Source organism: Pseudomonas sp. UMAB-40 (assembly GCF_900095275.1).
In the GTDB taxonomy this organism is placed as follows: Bacteria; Pseudomonadota; Gammaproteobacteria; order Pseudomonadales; family Pseudomonadaceae; genus Aquipseudomonas; species Aquipseudomonas mandelii_B.
In genome coordinates this window covers 62,318-82,892 of the sequence record NZ_LT607562.1, presented here as the reverse complement: position 1 = coordinate 82,892, position 20,575 = coordinate 62,318, and the positions used below count along the sequence as shown (strand labels likewise).

Genomic DNA, 20,575 nt, shown 5'->3' with positions numbered 1-20,575 from the left:
ACAGGCCGGTATTCTAACCGACTGAACTACCGCTGCGCGTCGGTGGAGGCTTTTAAAGGCTTCCATCTTGCTTTCGCAAGACTCTCGGATTTGGTGGGTGATGACGGGATCGAACCGCCGACATTCTGCTTGTAAGGCAGACGCTCTCCCAGCTGAGCTAATCACCCGTTTGCATCTCCGAGGCCGCGAAATTTACGCAGGTAGCGAACCTAAGTCAATAGCAGGATTGAAGTTTTTCTGAAAAAGACAGAATTGTGTCGTACGCAGTAGACCGCTTTCGCGAGCAAGCCCGCTCCCACAGGGGTTTTGCGTCGTACACATAATCTGTGTTCACTGACAATCAACTGTGGGAGCGGGCTTGCTCGCGAAGGCGGCGGCACATCCAACACAAATGCTGGCCCGGTCGCCGCTGGATTACTCGCTGTAAATCATCTTCTTGGTCATGCCGCCATCGACCACAAACTCCTGGCCCGTGACGAACCCGGCATTCTTCGACAGCAGCCACGCCACCATTGCCGCGACGTCTTCGACAGTCCCTACCCTGCCCGCCGGATGCTGGGCATGGTCGGCATCGGTCAGGGGTTCGGCACGTCTTGCCGCCGGGTCTCGCGCATCAATCCAGCCAGGGCTGACCGCGTTGACGCGTATTTCAGGCCCGAGGCTGATGGCCAACGCGTGAGTCAGGGCCAACAGGCCGCCCTTGCTCGCCGCGTAAGCCTCTGTGTCCGGCTCGGACTGCCCGGCGCGGGTCGAGGCCAGGTTGACGATCGCACCGCTGTGAGCGCGCAGATACGGCGCACAGTGTTTGGCCAACAGCATCGGCCCACTGAGATTGACCGCCAACACCCGGTTCCAGTAAGCCAGGTCGAGGCTTTCCAGGGTGATATTGTGCGGATCAGCCACCGCCGCGTTGCACACCAGCGCATCCAGACGCCCGAATTGCCCCAGCACCTCGGCGACGCCCAGCGCCACTTGCCCCTCGTTCGAGACGTCCATGGCGATGAACCAGGCGTTTGCGCCCAGCACTTTAGTCACTTTCGAACCACGCTCTCGATCAAGGTCGGTCAGCACCACCTGCCAGCCTTCGCTGATCAGCCAGGCCGCGATCCCCAACCCGATGCCGCGTGCGGCACCGGTGACCAGTGCAACGCGGCCATGGGTGCCGGTACCCGGCGTCGCCAACTCGATCACAAGGCCGCCAACCCGCGTGCCAGATCGGCTTGCAGGTCAGCGACATCTTCCAGACCGACCGCGATGCGGATCAGGCTGTCACGAATGCCCGCCGCTTCACGCTCTTGCGGCGCCAGACGGCCGTGGGAGGTGGTGCTCGGGTGCGTGATCGTGGTTTTGCTGTCGCCCAGGTTGGCGGTGATCGAAATCAGACGGGTCGCATCGATAAAGCGCCAGGCGCCCTCTTTGCCGCCCTTGACCTCGAAACTCACCACGGCACCGAAACCTTTCTGCTGACGCAGGGCCAGTTCGTGCTGCGGATGGCTCTTGAGGCCGGCGTAATGGACTTTCTCGATGCCGTCCTGCTGCTCCAGCCACTCGGCCAGTTGCTGGGCGTTGGCGCAATGCGCCTTCATGCGCAGGCTCAGGGTTTCCAGACCTTTGAGGAAGATCCAGGCGTTGAACGGGCTCAGGGTCGGCCCGGCGGTGCGCAGGAAACCCACCACTTCTTTCATCTGCTCGCTGCGACCGGCAACAACGCCGCCCATGCAACGGCCCTGACCGTCGATGAACTTGGTCGCCGAGTGCACGACGATGTCCGCGCCCATCTTCAGCGGTTGTTGCAACGCGGGGGTGCAGAAGCAGTTGTCGACCACCAGCATCGCGCCTTTGGCGTGAGCGATTTTCGCCAGCTCGGCGATGTCCACCAACTCTGCCAATGGATTGGACGGCGACTCGACGAACAGCAATTTGGTGTTGGCCTTGATGGCCGCGTCCCAACCGGACAAGTCTGCCAAAGGCACGTAGTCGACTTCGATGCCGAAGCGCTTGAAGTATTTTTCGAACAGACTGATGGTCGAGCCGAATACGCTGCGCGACACCAGCACGTGATCGCCGGCGCTGCACAGGCTCATGACCACTGCCATGATCGCCGCCATGCCGGTGGCCGTGGCGACCGCTTGCTCGGCGCTTTCCAGCGCGGCAATGCGCTCTTCGAACGCGCGCACGGTCGGATTGGTGTAGCGCGAGTAAACGTTGCCCGGCACTTCACCGGCAAAGCGTGCGGCCGCATCGGCGGCGGTACGGAATACATAGCTTGAAGTGAAGAACATCGGATCACCGTGTTCGCCTTCCGGCGTGCGGTGCTGACCGGCGCGAACGGCCAGGGTATCGAACGCTACGCCTTCGAGGTCGCTGTCCAGCCGACCGGCATCCCAATCCTGACTCATGCTGTCACTCCTTGCCTTGCTCTTTTGATAGAAACAAAACCGGCCCCTCAGGGCCGGTAGTTACTCAGTTGTTATACAGATCAATGATCGCGCTGACTGCCTGGGTCTTGACCTTGGAGGCATCGTTACGGGCCTGCTCGATCTTGTTCAGGTAGGCCTCGTCGACATCGCCGGTGACGTACTGGCCATCGAACACCGCGCAATCGAACTTCTCGATCTTGATCTTGCCGCCACCGACCGCTTCGATCAAGTCAGGGAGGTCCTGATAGATCAGCCAATCGGCGCCGATCAGGTCGGCAACGTCCTGGGTCGAACGGTTGTGGGCGATCAGCTCGTGAGCGCTTGGCATGTCAATGCCGTAGACGTTCGGGTAGCGAACGGCCGGGGCTGCGGAGCAGAAGTAGACGTTTTTCGCGCCGGCTTCACGGGCCATCTGGATGATCTGCTTGCAGGTGGTGCCGCGAACGATCGAGTCGTCCACCAGCATCACGTTCTTGCCGCGGAATTCCAGTTCGATGGCGTTGAGCTTCTGGCGTACGGATTTTTTCCGCGCCGCCTGGCCCGGCATGATGAAGGTCCGGCCGATGTAGCGGTTCTTCACAAAGCCTTCGCGGAACTTGACGCCCAGGTGGTTCGCCAGCTCCAGGGCTGCGGTGCGGCTGGTGTCCGGGATCGGAATAACCACGTCGATGTCGTGCTCCGGACGCTCGCGCAGGATCTTCTCGGCGAGTTTCTCGCCCATGCGCAGACGGGCCTTGTAGACCGACACGCCGTCGATGATCGAGTCCGGACGCGCCAGGTAGACGTGTTCGAAGATGCACGGGGTCAGGGACGGGTTGGTCGCGCACTGACGGGTGTGCAGCTTGCCGTCTTCAGTGATGTAGACCGCTTCGCCCGGTGCCAGGTCGCGAATCAGGGTGAAACCGAGCACGTCCAGGGAGACGCTTTCGGAGGCGATCATGTACTCGACGCCTTCGTCGGTGTGACGCTGGCCGAAAACGATCGGGCGGATGCCGTGCGGGTCGCGGAAACCGACGATGCCGTAACCGGTCACCATCGCCACGACTGCATAACCACCGACGCAACGGTTGTGCACGTCAGTGACCGCGGCGAACACGTCTTCTTCGGTGGGCTGCAACTTGCCGCGCTGGGCCAGTTCGTGCGCGAACACGTTGAGCAGCACTTCCGAATCGGAATTGGTGTTGACGTGGCGCAGGTCAGATTCGTAAATCTCCTTGGCCAGCTGTTCAACGTTGGTCAGGTTACCGTTGTGCGCCAGAGTGATGCCGTAAGGCGAGTTGACGTAAAACGGTTGAGCTTCGGCCGAGGTCGAGCTGCCCGCGGTCGGGTAACGCACATGGCCAATACCCATGTGGCCGACCAGGCGCTGCATGTGACGCTGATGGAACACGTCACGCACCAGGCCATTGTCCTTGCGCAGGAATAACCGGCCATCATGGCTGGTCACGATACCGGCAGCGTCCTGGCCGCGGTGCTGGAGGACGGTTAGCGCGTCATACAGCGCCTGATTGACGTTCGACTTTCCGACGATACCGACGATGCCACACATGCGACGCAACCCCTACTTAATGGATCTGAACTGAACACAACTCACTGAGGCGTTTTGGCCGTCGGCAAGAGATGCTCCTTGAACGGTATCTCAGCGGGTACGCTGATACCGCTGGCAAGCCACTGACTGCTCCACCCGAGGATCAGGTTTTTGGACCAGTCTGCGACCAATAGAAATTTTGGCACGAGCTGTGACTGTTGCCACCACCCGTCCTGCTGTACCGGCCCCAGGCTCAACAGCCCGACCGCCACGACCACCAGCAACACGCCACGCGCGGCGCCGAAGGCCATGCCGAGGAATCGATCGGTCCCGGACAACCCGGTGACGCGAACCAACTCGCCGATAAGATAATTGATCATTGCGCCTACGATTAACGTGGCGACAAACATGATGGCACAGCCCGTGATCACACGAGCCGATGGCGTTTCAATGTATCCGGCGAGGTACTCGGACAATGAACCACCGAACATCCAGGCGACGACTCCTGCGATGATCCAGGTCACCAGCGATAATGCTTCTTTGACGAAGCCGCGGCTCAGACTGATCAATGCGGAGATGGCGACGATTGCAACGATCGCCCAGTCAACCCAGGTAAATGGCACAGTGCAGCCTACAGACGGATAAGGCGGCGCATTTTAGCAGAGCGCATGGCTATCGGTAAGCTGCGATTGTCAGTGCATTTCAAATCGTGGCGATAGTTTTTAGCCACGCTCAGGCTGGAAACGCACCACGAACCCCTTGAGGTTCTTCTGGCGGCCCAACAAGTCGCGCAGGCGATCGGCTTCGGCGCGTTCGATCAGCGGCCCGACGAACACCCGATTCTTGCCATCGGCAGTACGGATGTAGGCGTTATAGCCCTGACTGCGCAGGTCTTTTTGCAGACTTTCGGCACTTGCACGGCTCGACAGGCTGGCCAGTTGCACCGACCAGCTGACCGACAGACCGTTTGCATCGACGCGACTCTGACTCGTGTCCGGTTTGCCCGGTGCAGCCGTAATCGGCTGGGCAGGCGGCGTAGTCGGTGTGGCAGGCTTGACGACAGGTGCGGGCGCGACCGGCTTGGCAGCAGGCACCGGCACCACTGGCGCGCTCGGTGCAATCGGCGTGGACGGCGCGGCTTCTTGCTGAGCGATTTCATCATCACTCGGCACAGGCTCCTGAGGCAGCGCTTGCGGCTCGGGCACCACCACGGGCTCGACCTGCACAGGCGGCACCGAGGGTGCTTGCGGCGCAGCCGGGGCTTCGACCGTCACTTGACGCTGCTCATCCTGGCGGGAAAACAGCATTGGCAGGAAAATAACCGCCAGCGCCACCAGAACCAGGGCGCCAACCATGCGCTGTTTGTATGCCTTATCCAGCAATGCCATTTGCCGCTTCCTCCGTGGAGCGCCGGGCCAGCCATTCAAGGGCCTCGGCAACACAATAAAATGATCCGAACAACAGAATCTCGTCGTCGCTCGTCGCCAGCGCGCACTGCCCTTCCAGGGCGGCGGCCACGCTGTCATAGGACGTTACCGAGGCGCCAAGGTTCTGCAACGCCGCCTGCAAATCGGCCACCGGGCGCGCACGCGGCGAATCCAGCGGTGCGACAGCCCATTGCTGGACACTAGCATTCAACTCACTGACAACACCATCCAGATCCTTGTCCGCCAACAATCCAAACACTGCCAGTCGCTTGCCGACCGGCGGACGACTGGCCAGACGGCGCGCCAGATACTCGGCCGCATGCGGGTTATGACCCACATCCAGCAACAGGTTCAGACGCTTGCCCTGCCAGTCGATTTGACGGCGATCAAGACGACCTACCACCCGCGTCGCTGTCAGCGCATCAATAATTTGCCCATCCACCCACGGCAAACCGAGCAACAGATAGGCCTGCAAAGCCAATGCGGCGTTTTCCATCGGCAGATCGAGCAACGGCAAATCGTGCAGCTCGACCACACGCCCTTGAGCGTCAAGACCGCGCCATTGCCAATTGTGATCGGTCACACCGAGGTCAAAATCGCGCCCACGCAGGAAAAACGGGCAATTGAGCTCGCGGGCTTTATCCAGCAGAGGTTGCGGAGGATTCAGGTCACCACAGAGTGCGGGCGCGCCCTGGCGGAAGATGCCGGCTTTCTCAAAGGCCACGGATTCGCGGGTATCGCCCAGGTAATCGGCGTGATCGACGCCAATACTGGTGACCAGCGCCATGTCGGCGTCGACCACGTTGACCGTGTCCAGACGCCCGCCCAGGCCGACTTCCAGCACCACGGCATCAAGCCCTGCCTGTTGAAACAGCCAGAACGCCGCCAAGGTGCCCATTTCGAAGTACGTCAGGGAAGTGTCGCCACGGCCCGCCTCGACCGCAGCAAAGGCTTCGCACAGCTCGGCGTCCGTCGCTTCGACGCCGTTGACCTGCACCCGCTCGTTGTAACGCAGCAGGTGCGGAGAATTGTAGACACCAACGCTCAGGCCCTGCGCCCGCAGCAACGAGGCCACGAATGCACAGGTAGAACCCTTGCCGTTGGTGCCGGTGACCGTGATCACCCGAGGCGCCGGCTTGCCCAGTCCCATGCGGGACGCTACCTGCTGCGAGCGCTCCAGACCCATGTCGATGGCCGAAGGGTGCAACTGCTCAAGGTAGGCGAGCCACTCGCCAAGGGTACGTTCGGTCATAGGTTGGCAGGTACCGGTGGAACCACGATCGGTTCGATGGGTGCGGCAACGAATTTTGGCGTCGGCAGGCCCATCATTTGTGCCAGCAGGTTGCCCAGGCGCGGACGCAGTTCCTGACGGTGAATGATCATGTCGATTGCACCGTGCTCCAGCAGGAACTCGCTGCGCTGGAAGCCTTCCGGCAGTTTTTCACGAACGGTTTGTTCGATCACGCGCGGACCGGCGAAGCCGATCAGGGCTTTCGGCTCGCCGACGATCACGTCGCCCAGCATCGCCAGACTGGCGGAAACGCCGCCGTAGACCGGATCGGTCAACACGGAGATGAACGGAATGCCTTCTTCACGCAGACGCGCCAGTACCGCAGAGGTCTTGGCCATTTGCATCAGGGAGATCAAGGCTTCCTGCATCCGCGCACCACCGGAGGCGGCGAAGCAGATCATCGGGCAACGGTTTTCCAGCGCGTAGTTGGCGGCGCGGACAAAACGCTCACCCACGATGGCGCCCATCGAACCGCCCATGAAGGAGAACTCAAACGCCGAGACCACCACCGGCATACCCAGCAGGGTGCCGCTCATGGAGATCAGTGCGTCTTTTTCGCCGGTCGCTTTTTGTGCAGCGGTCAGGCGGTCCTTGTACTTCTTGCCGTCGCGGAATTTCAGACGGTCAACCGGCTCCAGGTCCGCGCCCAGTTCGGCACGGCCTTCGGCGTCGAGGAAGATGTCGATGCGCGCACGGGCACCGATACGCATGTGGTGGTTGCACTTAGGGCAAACGTCCAGGGTCTTTTCCAGCTCCGGACGATACAGCACAGCCTCGCAAGACGGGCATTTGTGCCACAGACCTTCAGGCACCGAGCTCTTCTTGACCTCGGAACGCATGATCGAAGGGATCAGTTTGTCTACTAACCAGTTGCTCATGCTTTCTTTCTCCAGTACCGGCGGCCCGAACGCTCTGGTTCGCAGCCCCGCGTATGCCCTTGAGCTAAATTCATGTGTGTGGCGATGATCGGTGGATGGCCGGGTCAGCGAAACGTGACCTGCGTACAACCCATCAATCCTCAGCCGTGCCTGCTTTGTGCAGCGCAGTGCATTTTGGGACGGCGGCAGTCTGCCAGCCGTCACATCAACTACGTGCTACTCCGTACCGCCTTGATGAATGCCTGGATCTTTGCGTGATCCTTGATGCCCTTGCTCGCCTCTACCCCACCGCTGACGTCCACCGCGTAAGGCCGGACCCGGGCGATTGCCTCAGCCACGTTATCCGGCGTCAGGCCACCGGCGAGGATGATCGGCTTGCTCAAGCCCTGCGGTATCAGAGACCAGTCGAACGCCTCACCGGTTCCACCGGGAACACCTTCGACATAGGCATCGAGCAGGATACCGCTGGCACTTGGAAACGCATCGCAGGCCGCCGCGATGTCGTCGCCGGCCTTGACCCGCAACGCCTTGATGTACGGGCGGTGCCAGCCTTCACAATCGGCAGCGGTTTCGTCGCCATGGAACTGCAACAGGTCCAGCGGCACGGCGTCGAGCAGCTCGCCCAACTCGCAGCGGCTGCTGTTGACGAACAACCCCACGGTGGTCACGAACGGCGGCAGCAACTTGATAATGTCGCGCGCCTGCCGGAACGTCACCGACCGTGGACTCTTGGCGTAAAACACAAACCCGATGGCATCCGCCCCGGCCTCGACCGCCGCCATCGCATCTTCTATGCGGGTAATCCCACAAATCTTGCTGCGAACGGCTGACATGTCGATAAAACCTCAGGGCAAATCCGAGAAAGTCCCGGATGGTAACAAATGCGTTCGAGGGCGTCAGCCGTCAAGTTCAGAGAAGCCGGTGAGGAAGTGTGGGCCGATGTAACGCTCAGGCAATTGAAACTCGTCGCGATACTCGACCTGCACCAGATACAGGCCGAACGGATGCGCCGTCACCCCGCCAGAACGACGGATCCGGCTCTCCAGCACTTCCTTCATCCACTCTACCGGCCGCTCGCCGGCACCAATAGTCATCAAGACTCCGGCGATGTTGCGCACCATGTGGTGCAGGAAGGCGCTGGCGCGGATATCCAGGACGATCATCTTGCCGTGACGTGTGACACGCAGGTGATGCAATTCCTTGATCGGCGACTTGGCCTGGCACTGACCGGCGCGGAATGCGCTGAAATCATGGGTACCGACCAGGTACCGGGCGGCCTCGGCCATGCGCTCGACGTCGAGCGGACGGTGGTTCCAGGTGATTTCTTCGTTGAGGTGCGCCGGGCGGATCTGATCGTTGTAGATCACGTAGCGATAACGGCGGGCGATGGCCTTGAAACGCGCATGAAAATGCGCCGGCATGACCTTGGCCCAGCTGACACTGACGTCGTGGGGCAAGTTGATATTGGCGCCCATGACCCAGGCCTTCATCGAACGCTCGACCTGCGTATCGAAATGCACCACTTGGCCGCACGCGTGCACGCCCGCGTCAGTACGCCCGGCGCAGAGCAGCGACACAGGTGAGTCAGCGACTTTGGACAAGGCCTTTTCGAGGGTCTCCTGCACGGTGAGCACGCCGGAGGCCTGGCGCTGCCAACCGCGATATCGCGAGCCTTTGTATTCCACGCCCAACGCGATCCGGAAAAAGCCGTCGGCCGCCATTTCGGCGGCCGGGTTATCTATATTTGCCAAGGAGTCACAGCCTGCTGATGTGCGCAAAGGCGGGCATTATAAAGCTGTCCGGCGGGGATACCAGCACAACAGAAAGTACGGTATTGAATGTGAGGGCCCTTTCGCGGGCAAGCCCGCTCCCACAGTGTTTCGGGGTGCTCTCACCACAAAACCTTGTGGGAGCGAGCCTGCTCGCGATGGCGGTCTGACAGACACAATCGCATCAACGCCCAAACAAAAACGGCAGCCTCAATGGACTGCCGTTCTGTTTATTGCCTAACGATCACTCAACCCAGATGCGAAAGCATCTCCTTGGCTTCGCTCTTCTGACCAGCATTCCCCTCAGCCACCACCTCATTGAGGATGTCCCGAGCGCCGTCGTTGTCACCCATGTCGATGTAGGCCTGGGCCAGGTCGAGCTTGGTGGCGACTTCATCAGTGCCGGAGAGGAAGTCGAAGTCCGGCTCGTCCGCTGCAGAAGCCATAGCGTCTTCTGCGGTAAAGGTCGGCTCACTCATGCTCTGGGACAGACGATCCAGCTCGGCGTTGACGTCATCCAGCTCAGCGGCAAAGGCGTCCTTGACCTCAGGCTCGGCCGGGGCGGCATCCATTTCATCAGCCAGCGACAGATCGAAATCGGCGGGCAACTCCAGGTCGTCCTGCGGAATTTCAGGTTTCACTGGTTCAACAGGCAAGTCCTTCACGCCTTCATCCAGATCCAGCAGGAAGTCATCTTCAGCGAGGATCGCCGGAGACGGGTCGCCGCCCAGATCCATGTCCAGGTCGAAGTCCGACAAGTCGTCGAGGTTTTCCTTGATTTCGGTCTGTTCCTTCAATACCGATTCAAAGCTCAGGTCGTCGTCCAGCGGGAACTCTTCAAGGTCAGCGACCGATTCCGGCTCTGGTTCAACCACCGCCGGAGAAGCGGCTTCCAGGTCATCCAGGCTCAGGTCGAAGGCACTGTCCAAGTCATCGACCGGTGCTTGCGGCTCGTCCAGTAGCAAGTCCTTGACGTACTGAGCGTCCAGCTCGGCAGCGATGGCGGCAGCAGCAAGACCACCGGCAGCCGCGATAGCCATTGCCGGGAAGCGGCTTTTAAGCTGCTCGACCTGGGCGAAGTTGTCACCGTTGGCGACCAACTGACGCTCTTGGGCAACAAATGCATCGCGGTCGCCCTGCTGACCGTAGACTTCCATCAGCTTCAGACGCAGGTCACTGCGCTGTGGCTCTTGCTTGATGCCGTCTTCGAGCAGCGCGGCGGCCTGGTTCAGACGACCGGCGGCAATGTGCGATTGAGCCTTGGTCAGTACGTCGTCATCGCGTTCGGCAGCTGGCGACACCAGCGGCGCGGCGATCGGCGTCGTCATTACATCCGGGACTGGGGCTGGGGCAGGAGCTGGCGCAGGTGGTGGCGTTGGTATCGGTGCGGTGGCGAGTTTCACACTCGGCGGCGGAACTTCCAAACCTTCGAAGCTGCTTTCCGGCAGGTCCTGCTCGGCGGAGAATTCCTTCTCTTCTTCCAGGGCACGCGCCATGCGCAGGTGTTTCTCGGCTTCTTGCTGGGCCTTGCGGCGACGTGCCAGCAACAGCAGCAAGAGCAGCAGAACCACCGCACCACCGCCTACCAGCCCCAGCAGGACCGGATTGGTCAGCAGTTCATTGAATTTCTGGTCGTCAGAGGCGACTGGGGTCGGCTCGACCGGAGGCTCGGCAGGCACGGGAGCCGGAGCGGCTTCAGGTGCCGCCGCCTCGGGCGCAGGCGCTACCGGAGCAGGAGCCACTTCAGTCGGTGCCGCCGCAGGGTTGGCCGCCAGTTCAGCAGAGATGGCCGGAGCGGTCGTCGCTGGAGTCGAAGCCGGCGCTCCCGCTGCGCCTTCAGCCTGCAACTTGGCCAGTTGATTGTTCTTCAGCTCGATCAGGCGCTGCAGCTTATCCAGCTGACTTTGCAGATCGGTCATGCGGCTTTTCAGTTCGGCGTTGTCACGACGGGTCGTGTCGAGGCTTTCCTGGGTCACCGCCAGCTTGTTGTTCAAGGCTTTGGCATCACCTGCGGCGCCTTTGCCTTTGCCCTTGCCGGTTTCGGCAGAGACCAGGCTCAGGTTGTCTTTCGCCGTCTGCGATGGAGCTGCGTCAGCGCGGCCACGCTTTGTGGCATCAAGTTGCTGCTGCCCGGTGCCGGGCTTCGCCACATAACGACGACCCTGGCGCCATGCGGTGTTCTGTGCGGCGACTTCAGCGATTGCCTTGGGTTGCGGCAGGCCGGTGCTCTGCGCCTGATCCGGCAGGCGCAGCACCTGACCGGTTTTCAGCCGGTTGATGTTGCCGTCGATGAAGGCATCCGGGTTCAGTGCCTGGATGGCCAGCATGGTTTGCTGGACCGACCCGCCATTACGCGCCTTCTCCGCGATCTCCCACAGGGTATCGCGCGGCGTGGTGGTGTATTGGGACGGCTTGGTGGCACCGGTCACCGGCGCGGTGACCGTTTGGGTCGGAGCAGGCTGCGCAGCCGCTTCAGCGGTCTGCGGGGAGAATTTGGACGGATCGAGCAGCACGCTGTAATCGCGCAGCAGACGACCGTTTGGCCACATCACCTGAACCAGGAATTTCACCATGGGTTCGGACAGTGGTTTGCTGGACGTTACACGCAGGATGCTTTTGCCGCTGGCATTGAGCACGGGCGTGAAGGTCAGGTCGTTGAGAAACGCCTGGCGATCAACACCGGCCTTGGCGAAATCTTCAGGCGAAGCCAGGCTCGGCACCACTTCCGCGGCGGTGAGGTCCTTGACGTCTAGCAGCTCGATTTCCGCCACCAGAGGTTGGTTCAGCGTCGACTTCAGGGTCAATTCCCCGAGCCCGAGGGCATGCGCCATACCGGAGGACAGCGCCGAGGCGGCCGCTATTGCTAACACCAGTTTGCGAACTTGAACCATAGCCTCATCCTTTGTTTGAACATTCCTCGGCCAGCGAGAAGGTGTTGATAGCCGCTGCCGTAAGGCATTGCGCGCGGCGACGAAGGGCCGTCACGCGCGATCATTTCTTTCATGCCCCGGAAAGCCCCGAAGGGTGGCTCGCCATCAGCAATCCGGCCAAGCATAGCGCTCGACCGGACTCATTCGAAAAATTGTTGCCAAGTATCTTTTACAGCAGGTCTTTTATCAACAATTCAGCCACCTGCACAGCATTGAGCGCGGCGCCTTTACGCACGTTATCTGACGTCAGCCACAAATTAAGTTCCGACGGGTCGTCGATTCCGGCGCGAACCCGACCAACGTAGACCACGTCCTGCCCTACCGCATCGCCCACCGCCGTCGGGTAATCGCCGGCTTCCACCAGTTCGATACCCGGTGCGTCTTCCAGCGCCGCTTTGACTTTCACCAGGTCCACAGCGCTCGCCGACTGCAAGGTCACGCTAAAGCTATCGCCAAAAAACACCGGGGCTTGAATGCAAGTGACGGAAATCTTTAATAAAGGCAGCGCCATGACCTGACGCAGCTCACGCACCAGGCGTTTTTCCAGCAGCGTATGACCCTGCTCATCAGGCTTGCCGACCTGAGCCAACAGGTTGAAAGCCATTTGCCGATCGAAGAAGGTCGGCTCCAGCGGACGCACGTTGAGCAGCTCGGCGGTTTGCCGGGCCAACTCGGTCACGGCTTCTCGGCCCTGAGCGGAGACAGCCAGACTGGCGGTCAGGTTGATGCGTTGCAGGTCGAGCAAACCGAGCAACGGCGCCAATACCACGGCCAGTGTGGTGGCCGACGGGCTTGGGCTGCTGACCTGGAACGGCTTTTTCAAACCAGCCAAAACGTCGGCGTTGGCTTCCGGCACTACTTGCGGCGCCTGATCGGCCGGCAACGCGCCGGACAGGTCGATCAGCGAACAACCGGCGGCGGTCGCACGCGAGGCGAAACTCAGGGTCACCGCCGGACCAGCAGCGAAAAACACCAACTGAACCTTGCTGAAATCGAATTCGTCGACTTCACGCACCCGCACGTTCTTGCCACGAAACGGCACCGAATGCCCGGCGGATTCGCTGCTGGCCAGCAGGTGCAGGTTACCGACCGGGAAGTCGCGTTCTTCGAGAATCTGCACGAGCGTTTCGCCGACAGTACCGGTGGCGCCGATCACGGCAATATCAAAGGACTGGCTCATGGTTCTACCTCTGGCGAAACGGGGGGAGCGGCACTTTACCGGGTGGGTGGCGCACAGGCAATTTCTGCCGGGGATTTGCGGTGGCTGATCTGGCCCCTTCGCGGGCAAGCCCGCTCCCACAGGTTTCAGTGGTGTACACAAATCTTGTGTATGACACCAACCACTGTGGGAGCGGGCTTGCCCGCGAAGGGGCCAGAACAGGCAACCGATCAACATCAGACTGCCGGGAATAAAAAAACCCGCACCTCTTTCAAGGCACGGGTTTTTCATTACTTCAATCTATCAACGCTCAAGCAGGATCCGCAGCATGCGACGCAGCGGTTCGGCCGCGCCCCACAGCAGTTGGTCGCCGACGGTGAATGCACCGACGTACTGCGTGCCCATGTTCAGCTTGCGCAGACGGCCAACCGGTACGTTCAGGGTGCCGGTGACTTTCGTCGGGCTCAGTTCCTGAATGCTGGCTTCGCGGTTGTTCGGCACCAGCTTGACCCAAGGGTTGTGCTGGCTGATCAGCCCTTCGATGTCGGCGATCGGCACGTCTTTGTTCAGCTTGATGGTCAGCGCCTGGCTGTGGCAGCGCATGGCGCCGATGCGCACGCAGATGCCATCCACCGGGATCGGGCTCTTGAAGCGACCGAGGATCTTGTTGGTCTCGGCCTGGGCCTTCCATTCTTCGCGGCTCTGACCGTTCGGCAGTTCCTTGTCGATCCACGGGATCAGGCTGCCGGCCAGCGGAACGCCGAAGTTTTCAGTCGGGTACGCGTCGCTGCGCATGGCTTCGGCCACACGGCGGTCGATGTCGAGGATCGCGCTGGCCGGGTCGGCCAGTTGATCGGCGACAGCCGCGTGGGTCGCGCCCATTTGCTTGATCAGTTCACGCATGTTCTGCGCGCCGGCACCGGAGGCCGCCTGATAAGTCATGGCGCTCATCCACTCGACCAGACCGGCTTCGAACAGACCGCCCAGGCCCATCAGCATCAGGCTGACGGTGCAGTTGCCGCCGATGTAGTTCTTGGTGCCCGCGTCCAGCTGCTGGTCGATGACCTTGCGGTTCACCGGGTCCAGCACGATTACCGCGTCATCCTGCATGCGCAGGCTGGAAGCGGCGTCGATCCAGTAACCCTGCCAGCCGGCTTCGCGCAGTTTCGGGAAGACTTCGCTGGTGTAGTCGCCACCCTGGCAGGTCAGAATCACGTCGAGGGTTTTCAGCTCTTCAATGCTGTAAGCGTCCTTGAGCGGAGCAATGTCCTTGCCCACGGACGGGCCTTGGCCACCGACATTGGAAGTGGTGAAAAACACCGGCTCAATAAGATCGAAATCCTGCTCTTCCAGCATCCGCTGCATGAGCACGGAACCGACCATACCGCGCCAACCGATCAGACCTACACGTTTCATCGCAACTACACCTTCTTTAAAAAGTGGGCCGCTGCTTTCAAGAGTGAAAGTTGCAGCGGGCCGGAGAGATTACAGATTCCGCAGCGCGGCGACTACTGCATCGCCCATTTCCTGCGTACCGACTTTAGTGCAACCGGCCGACCAGATGTCGCCCGTGCGCAGGCCTTGGTCCAATACCAGACTGACGGCTTTCTCGATGGCATCGGCCGCGTCCTGCAGGTTGAAGCTGTAACGCAGCATCATCGACACCGAAAGAATGGTCGCCAACGGGTTGGCAATGCCTTTGCCAGCGATGTCTGGCGCCGAACCGTGGCAAGGCTCGTACATGCCCTTGTTGTTGGTGTCCAGAGATGCCGACGGCAGCATGCCGATGGAACCAGTGAGCATCGAGGCCTGGTCAGACAGAATGTCGCCGAACAGGTTGTCGGTGACGATCACGTCGAACTGCTTCGGCGCACGCACCAGTTGCATGGCGGCGTTGTCGACGTACATGTGGCTCAGTTCGACCTGCGGGTAATCCTTGGCCACTTCTTCGACGATTTCACGCCACAGTTGGCTGGAGGCCAGAACGTTGGCCTTGTCCACCGAGCACAGCTTCTTGCTGCGCACCATGGCCATGTCGAAACCGACACGGGCGATGCGGCGGATTTCGCTTTCGCTGTATGGCAGCGTGTCGTAGGCCTGACGCTCGCCGTTTTCCAGGGTGCGGGTGCCGCGTGGTGTACCGAAATAGATGCCGCCGGTCAGCTCACGGACGATCAGGATGTCCAGGCCCGAAACGATTTCCGGCTTCAGGCTCGACGCCTCGGCCAGTTGCGGGTAGAGGATCGCCGGGCGCAGGTTGCCGAACAGGCCCAGTTGCGCACGAATCTTCAGCAGGCCGCGCTCAGGGCGGATGTCACGCTCGATGGTGTCCCATTTCGGGCCGCCCACGGCGCCCAGCAGTACGGCGTCAGCAGCGCGGGCGCGGTCCAGGGTTTCGTCGGCCAATGGCACGCCGTGCTTGTCGATGGCGGCGCCGCCGATCACGTCGTGGCTCAGCTCGAAGCCCAGGCTGTACTTGGTGTTGGCCAGTTCCAGAACCTTGACGGCTTCGGCCATGATTTCCGGGCCAATACCGTCACCTGGGAGAATCAGAATCTGCTTGCTCATGCTTTCCTCATGTCATCAGTCGGTGCGCCTTGGGCGCCCCCGGAAAAATTCTATCGCTCTGCCATCAGCACCAGTACATCTGTACTGAACGAACCATCGGCCTCAATCTCAAAATATTCGCGCACTTCATTGCCCATCGACTGCTGCAACTCGCGGATTGCCGCGCGCATCACTTCTGGCGTGCGCATGCGCTCAACCCAGGAGTTGTACTCCAGCCGCAACCGTTGACGCGTAGTGCTACGGGTATGCAACCCCGCTTCGCTGACCTGACGCAACCACTCGCCGGCGGAATAATCGCGCACATGGCTGGTGTCGCGCAGCACTTCGACGCTTTGCAGGTAAGTGTCAAACAACGGACTGCCCGGTGACAACACGTCGATGAACGCTGCCACCCCACCCGGTTTCAATACCCGCCGGACTTCGCGCAGGGCCAGGCCGAGATCGCTCCAATGGTGCGCCGAGTAACGACTGAAGACGAAGTCGAACTCACCATCGGCAAACGGCAGGCGCTCGGCGGCACCGTTGACCGTGGTCACATTGCTCAAACCACGGTCCACAGCGGCGGCAGTGACCACGTCGAGCATCTGCTGGGACAGGTCGTAGGCCACCACTTCCTTGACCCGCGACGCCACGTGAAAACTGACGTGGCCGGCGCCACACCCCAGGTCCAGCACCCGAGCATTGCCCTGCCCGGCCAGTTCGGCCTGTAGCAGCGCAAATTCGGTGCCTTGAGCATGTACGGCGCTGCTCAGATAGGCCGAGGCCTGTTCACCGAATTGCTTTTGGACTACCTGGCTGTGCTGGGCGGTGCGGGTCATGGGGACTTCCTTTTTGGGGTGAGTCTTGGGGTGTTCGTTCGGGCCTCATCGCTGGCAAGCCCGCTCCCACAGGGATTTTTGATGCTCACAAAACCTGTGGGAGCGGGCTTGCCCGCGATGAGGCCGGAACTGCCTACATCAATCTCGGATCAATCACGCGTCGCGAAACAACCACGGCTGGCTCGCCCGGTGCTTGGCTTCAAACGTCGCAATCGCTTCATGGTCCATCAACGTCAGGCCGATATCGTCCAGACCGTTGAGCAGGCAATGCTTACGGAAGGCGTCAATTTCAAAGCTCAACACCTTGCCATCAGGACGGGTCACGGTCTGGGCCTGCAAATCGACCTGCAACTGATAACCCGGGGTCGCTTCCACCTGCTGAAACAGCTCATCCACTTCCGCATCGCTCAAGATGATCGGCAGCAAGCCGTTCTTGAAGCTGTTGTTGAAGAAAATGTCGGCGTAGCTCGGCGCGATGATGCTGCGGAAACCGTATTCTTCCAGCGCCCACGGCGCGTGTTCGCGGCTGGAACCGCAACCGAAGTTCTCACGGGCCAGCAATACGCTGGCGCCTTGATAACGCTCGGCGTTGAGGACGAAATCTTTGTTCAACGGGCGCTTGGAGTTGTCCTGATACGGCTGCCCGACATCCAGGTAGCGCCACTCATCGAACAGGTTCGGGCCGAAACCGGTGCGTTTGATCGACTTCAAGAACTGCTTTGGGATGATCTGGTCGGTGTCGACGTTGGCACGATCCAGAGGCGCGACAAGACCAGTGTGCTGGGTAAAAGCTTTCATGCTGCGCTCCTTAGATCAATTCACGGACGTCGACGAAACGACCGTTCACAGCGGCGGCGGCGGCCATGGCCGGGCTCACGAGGTGGGTACGGCCACCAGCGCCCTGACGGCCTTCGAAGTTGCGGTTGGAAGTCGAGGCGCAATGCTCGCCCGACTCCAAACGGTCCGGGTTCATCGCCAGGCACATCGAGCAGCCCGGTTCACGCCATTCGAAACCGGCGTCGAGGAAGATCTTGTCCAGGCCTTCCGATTCCGCCTGGGCTTTCACCAGGCCCGAGCCCGGCACCACGATGGCCTGCTTGATCGTCGAGGCCACTTTGCGGCCCTTGGCGATTACGGCGGCAGCACGCAAATCTTCGATCCGCGAGTTGGTGCAGGAACCGATGAACACGCGATCCAGCTGGATATCGGTGATGGCCTGATTGGCGGTCAAACCCATGTATTTCAAGGCGCGTTCGATTGAGCCGCGCTTGACCAGGTCCATTTCCTTCGCAGGGTCCGGGACGTTCTGATCCACCGCCAAGACCATCTCGGGCGAAGTGCCCCAGCTGACTTGTGGCTTGATCTGGGTCGCGTCGAGTTCGACGACGGTGTCGAACGTGGCGTCTTCATCCGTCACCAGGTCTTTCCACGCTTCGACGGCCAAATCCCATTCCGCGCCTTTCGGAGCGAATGGACGGCCCTTCACGTAGGCCACGGTTTTTTCGTCAGCGGCCACCAGGCCCACGCGAGCGCCAGCCTCGATGGACATGTTGCAAATGGTCATGCGGCCTTCGACCGACAGATCACGAATCGCGCTACCGGCGAACTCGATGGCATGGCCGTTACCGCCGGCAGTGCCGATCTTGCCAATCACAGCGAGAACGATGTCCTTGGCGGTCACGCCGAACGGCAATTTGCCTTCGACCGACACCCGCATATTCTTCATTTTCTTGGCGACCAGGCACTGGGTGGCGAGCACGTGCTCGACCTCGGACGTGCCGATACCGTGTGCCAACGCGCCAAACGCGCCGTGGGTCGAGGTGTGGGAGTCGCCGCAGACCACGGTCATGCCCGGCAAGGTTGCGCCCTGTTCGGGGCCGATGACGTGGACGATGCCTTGGCGCACGTCGTTCATCTTGAACTCGACGATGCCGTATTCGTCACAGTTATCGTCGAGGGTCTGGACCTGCAAACGCGAGACCTGGTCGGCAATGGCTTCGATGCCGCCCTTGCGCTCCGGGGTGGTCGGTACGTTGTGGTCCGGGGTCGCGATGTTGGCATCGATGCGCCAAGGCTTGCGCCCGGCCAGACGCAGGCCTTCAAAGGCTTGCGGCGAGGTCACTTCGTGAATGATGTGACGATCGATGTAAATTAGCGCGGAGCCATCGTCGCGCTGTTTGACCAAATGCGAATCCCAGAGCTTGTCGTAGAGCGTTTTGCCGGCCATCAGACGGTTTCCTCATCAGCTTGTTTCTATGCCCCGGGCTGTTTGCATAACCCTTTGGCTTGTGAGGTCGATCCTAGGGGGTTACATTAAATAACTCAAATTCATATTTTTCATGCTTTGGATAACCAACTGGAATACTGCAATGGACCTGGCCAATCTCAACGCTTTCATCGCCATTGCCGAGACCGGAAGCTTCTCCGGCGCAGGGGAACGGCTGCACCTGACGCAACCGGCGATCAGCAAGCGTATCGCCGGGCTGGAGCAGCAATTGAAGGTGCGGCTGTTCGATCGACTGGGCCGTGAAGTCGGCCTGACAGAAGCCGGTCGCGCCCTGTTGCCAAGGGCTTATCAGATTCTCAATGTGCTGGATGACACCCGCCGCGCCCTGACCAACCTGACCGGCGAAGTGACCGGGCGCCTGACGCTGGCCACCAGTCACCACATTGGCCTGCACCGTTTACCGCCCTTACTAAGGGAGTTCACCCGGCGCTACCCACAAGTGGCACTGGATATTCAGTTTCTCGATTCGGAAGTGGCCTACGAGGAAATCCTACATGGCCGCGCGGAACTGGCGGTGATCACCCTCGCCCCGGAACCCCATACCTTGGTCAAAGCCACGCCGGTGTGGGACGACCCCCTGGATTTCGTGGTCGCCCCGGAGCATTCGCTGATCAGCAACGGCCCGGTCAGCCTGGCGGACATTGCCCTGCATCCGGCGGTGTTTCCCGGCGGCAACACGTTCACTCATCACATCGTTCAGCGCTTGTTCGAGGCTCAGGGACTGACGCCGAACATCGCCATGAGCACAAATTATCTGGAAACCATCAAGATGATGGTCTCCATCGGCCTGGCCTGGAGCGTTTTGCCGCGAACGATGCTCGATGATCAAGTTGCGCGAATACCCTTGCCGGGCATACAACTGACTCGCCAGCTAGGCTATATCCTGCACACCGAACGGACGCTGTCGAACGCGGCACGGGCCTTCATGGCCTTGCTGGATGCGCAAATCGATCTGCCAGGGACTCTCGGCTAAGCTGTGCTACTTCTATAGAGCCTCGAGTCACTGAACCTGACACTTCACTCAGCCAAGGCTTGCCAATGCCGAAATCTGTTGACCGTATTCCGCCGATGCCACGTATACAGGCGCTTGACCCGAAACGGTCCGAGCAGAGCTGGGAAAGCGCGCCGCAGTTGCTGGCTGCCCTCAACGGTGCGCGGCTGGGCGCCTGGTATTGGGACATCGAGCGCGGTCAGATCAGCTGGTCGCGGGGCACTCAGGCGTTGTTCGGCTTCGATCCCCGGCAACCGTTACCGGCCGATCTGGAATACCTCGACTTGCTGCCCCAGGAGGATCGGGCAAAAACCATCCGTGCCTTTCATGCCGTAATAGCCGGCGCCCCGCTGGAGCAGGCGATGCACCACCGCATCCGCTGGCCCGACGGCAGCCTGCACTGGCTGGAGATCAACGGCAGCCTGCTGCCGGACAAACACGGCCGGCCGCGGATGATTGGCGTGATCCGCGAAATCACTCACCAGCGCCAGCGCGAACAGGCGCTGAGC

Annotated in this window: 18 protein-coding genes and 1 tRNA gene; 2 read left to right on the top strand and 17 right to left on the bottom strand. The window is 60.8% G+C overall.

Translation table 11 applies throughout. From position 1 onward, the window contains the following. Nucleotides 1-91 precede the first annotated feature (91 nt). The 17 genes from K0F88_RS17745 to leuC form a co-directional block, all read right to left on the bottom strand. Nucleotides 92-167 (bottom strand) — tRNA-Val (locus K0F88_RS17745). Nucleotides 168-414: 247 nt separating this feature from the next. After that, nucleotides 415-1,191, bottom strand: coding sequence for an SDR family oxidoreductase (locus tag K0F88_RS17740; protein ID WP_219095899.1), 777 nt, complete (start codon nt 1,189-1,191; stop codon nt 415-417). Further along, on the bottom strand, nt 1,188-2,399 hold the full coding sequence (locus K0F88_RS17735) for an O-succinylhomoserine sulfhydrylase (RefSeq protein WP_010456020.1): 1,212 nt from the start codon (nt 2,397-2,399) through the stop codon (nt 1,188-1,190). The genes K0F88_RS17740 and K0F88_RS17735 overlap by 4 nt, the downstream gene beginning before the upstream one ends. Nucleotides 2,400-2,463: 64 nt before the next feature. Next, nucleotides 2,464-3,969, bottom strand: a complete 1,506-nt coding sequence (purF, locus tag K0F88_RS17730; RefSeq protein WP_010456022.1) for an amidophosphoribosyltransferase — start codon at nt 3,967-3,969, stop codon at nt 2,464-2,466. A gap of 41 nt (nt 3,970-4,010) precedes the next feature. Then, a complete protein-coding gene (locus K0F88_RS17725) occupies nt 4,011-4,571 on the bottom strand; it encodes a CvpA family protein (protein ID WP_219095883.1) in 561 nt (186 codons plus the stop codon). A 99-nt stretch (nt 4,572-4,670) separates the two neighbouring features. Then, entirely contained in the window at nt 4,671-5,336 is a 666-nt protein-coding gene (locus K0F88_RS17720) for an SPOR domain-containing protein (RefSeq protein ID WP_219095881.1), read from the bottom strand. Further along, on the bottom strand, nt 5,320-6,627 hold the full coding sequence (gene folC, locus K0F88_RS17715; RefSeq protein WP_219095879.1) for a bifunctional tetrahydrofolate synthase/dihydrofolate synthase: 1,308 nt from the start codon (nt 6,625-6,627) through the stop codon (nt 5,320-5,322). The genes K0F88_RS17720 and folC overlap by 17 nt, the downstream gene beginning before the upstream one ends. Then, nucleotides 6,624-7,544, bottom strand: coding sequence for an acetyl-CoA carboxylase, carboxyltransferase subunit beta (accD, locus tag K0F88_RS17710; RefSeq protein ID WP_219095878.1), 921 nt, complete (start codon nt 7,542-7,544; stop codon nt 6,624-6,626). Before accD ends, folC begins: the two co-directional genes overlap by 4 nt. A gap of 209 nt (nt 7,545-7,753) precedes the next feature. Beyond that, the gene (locus K0F88_RS17705) at nt 7,754-8,377 is read right to left on the bottom strand and encodes a phosphoribosylanthranilate isomerase (RefSeq protein ID WP_219095877.1); all 624 of its coding nucleotides are present in this window, start codon (nt 8,375-8,377) and stop codon (nt 7,754-7,756) included. A 63-nt stretch (nt 8,378-8,440) separates the two neighbouring features. Further along, the gene (gene truA, locus K0F88_RS17700; RefSeq protein ID WP_219096010.1) at nt 8,441-9,265 is read right to left on the bottom strand and encodes a tRNA pseudouridine(38-40) synthase TruA; all 825 of its coding nucleotides are present in this window, start codon (nt 9,263-9,265) and stop codon (nt 8,441-8,443) included. Nucleotides 9,266-9,561: 296 nt separating this feature from the next. Next, complete coding sequence (locus K0F88_RS17695; RefSeq protein WP_219095876.1) at nt 9,562-12,204, bottom strand: FimV/HubP family polar landmark protein; 2,643 nt, start codon at nt 12,202-12,204, stop codon at nt 9,562-9,564. Between the two features lie 208 nt (nt 12,205-12,412). Then, entirely contained in the window at nt 12,413-13,423 is a 1,011-nt protein-coding gene (locus K0F88_RS17690; RefSeq protein ID WP_219095875.1) for an aspartate-semialdehyde dehydrogenase, read from the bottom strand. 282 nt (nt 13,424-13,705) lie between these two features. After that, nucleotides 13,706-14,818: an aspartate-semialdehyde dehydrogenase gene (gene asd / locus K0F88_RS17685; RefSeq protein ID WP_054052925.1), complete on the bottom strand. Its 1,113-nt coding sequence runs from the start codon at nt 14,816-14,818 to the stop codon at nt 13,706-13,708. A gap of 69 nt (nt 14,819-14,887) precedes the next feature. Then, nucleotides 14,888-15,970: a 3-isopropylmalate dehydrogenase gene (leuB, locus tag K0F88_RS17680; protein WP_219095874.1), complete on the bottom strand. Its 1,083-nt coding sequence runs from the start codon at nt 15,968-15,970 to the stop codon at nt 14,888-14,890. A 50-nt stretch (nt 15,971-16,020) separates the two neighbouring features. Further along, nucleotides 16,021-16,788 carry a class I SAM-dependent methyltransferase gene (locus tag K0F88_RS17675; RefSeq protein ID WP_219095873.1) on the bottom strand — a complete coding sequence of 256 codons (768 nt, stop codon included), beginning with the start codon at nt 16,786-16,788 and terminating at the stop codon, nt 16,021-16,023. A 153-nt stretch (nt 16,789-16,941) separates the two neighbouring features. Next, nucleotides 16,942-17,586 carry a 3-isopropylmalate dehydratase small subunit gene (gene leuD, locus K0F88_RS17670; RefSeq protein ID WP_219095872.1) on the bottom strand — a complete coding sequence of 215 codons (645 nt, stop codon included), beginning with the start codon at nt 17,584-17,586 and terminating at the stop codon, nt 16,942-16,944. A 10-nt stretch (nt 17,587-17,596) separates the two neighbouring features. Continuing rightward, a complete protein-coding gene (gene leuC, locus K0F88_RS17665) occupies nt 17,597-19,015 on the bottom strand; it encodes a 3-isopropylmalate dehydratase large subunit (protein ID WP_010456043.1) in 1,419 nt (472 codons plus the stop codon). Nucleotides 19,016-19,157: 142 nt separating this feature from the next. Between leuC and K0F88_RS17660 the strand changes: the two genes are divergently transcribed. Both K0F88_RS17660 and K0F88_RS32475 read left to right on the top strand, forming a co-directional pair. Then, nucleotides 19,158-20,048, top strand: coding sequence for a LysR family transcriptional regulator (locus K0F88_RS17660; RefSeq protein WP_219095871.1), 891 nt, complete (start codon nt 19,158-19,160; stop codon nt 20,046-20,048). A gap of 65 nt (nt 20,049-20,113) precedes the next feature. Continuing rightward, a partial coding sequence (locus K0F88_RS32475; protein WP_257605273.1) for a PAS domain-containing protein occupies nt 20,114-20,575 on the top strand: 462 nt, incomplete at its 3' end.

What these genes read in the sequence shown, in the direction of transcription:
- K0F88_RS17690 (WP_219095875.1), bottom strand. Translation starts at nt 13,423, where the DNA reads ATGAGCCAGTCCTTTGATATTGCCGTGATCGGCGCCACCGGTACTGTC.
- leuB (WP_219095874.1), bottom strand. Translation starts at nt 15,970, where the DNA reads ATGAGCAAGCAGATTCTGATTCTCCCAGGTGACGGTATTGGCCCGGAA.
- leuC (WP_010456043.1), bottom strand. Translation starts at nt 19,015, where the DNA reads ATGGCCGGCAAAACGCTCTACGACAAGCTCTGGGATTCGCATTTGGTC.
- accD (WP_219095878.1), bottom strand. Translation starts at nt 7,544, where the DNA reads ATGAGCAACTGGTTAGTAGACAAACTGATCCCTTCGATCATGCGTTCC.
- K0F88_RS17675 (WP_219095873.1), bottom strand. Translation starts at nt 16,788, where the DNA reads ATGACCCGCACCGCCCAGCACAGCCAGGTAGTCCAAAAGCAATTCGGT.
- K0F88_RS17735 (WP_010456020.1), bottom strand. Translation starts at nt 2,399, where the DNA reads ATGAGTCAGGATTGGGATGCCGGTCGGCTGGACAGCGACCTCGAAGGC.
- K0F88_RS17695 (WP_219095876.1), bottom strand. Translation starts at nt 12,204, where the DNA reads ATGGTTCAAGTTCGCAAACTGGTGTTAGCAATAGCGGCCGCCTCGGCG.
- K0F88_RS17660 (WP_219095871.1), top strand. Translation starts at nt 19,158, where the DNA reads ATGGACCTGGCCAATCTCAACGCTTTCATCGCCATTGCCGAGACCGGA.
- asd (WP_054052925.1), bottom strand. Translation starts at nt 14,818, where the DNA reads ATGAAACGTGTAGGTCTGATCGGTTGGCGCGGTATGGTCGGTTCCGTG.
- purF (WP_010456022.1), bottom strand. Translation starts at nt 3,969, where the DNA reads ATGTGTGGCATCGTCGGTATCGTCGGAAAGTCGAACGTCAATCAGGCG.
- folC (WP_219095879.1), bottom strand. Translation starts at nt 6,627, where the DNA reads ATGACCGAACGTACCCTTGGCGAGTGGCTCGCCTACCTTGAGCAGTTG.
- K0F88_RS17705 (WP_219095877.1), bottom strand. Translation starts at nt 8,377, where the DNA reads ATGTCAGCCGTTCGCAGCAAGATTTGTGGGATTACCCGCATAGAAGAT.
- leuD (WP_219095872.1), bottom strand. Translation starts at nt 17,586, where the DNA reads ATGAAAGCTTTTACCCAGCACACTGGTCTTGTCGCGCCTCTGGATCGT.
- K0F88_RS17720 (WP_219095881.1), bottom strand. Translation starts at nt 5,336, where the DNA reads ATGGCATTGCTGGATAAGGCATACAAACAGCGCATGGTTGGCGCCCTG.
- truA (WP_219096010.1), bottom strand. Translation starts at nt 9,265, where the DNA reads ATGGCGGCCGACGGCTTTTTCCGGATCGCGTTGGGCGTGGAATACAAA.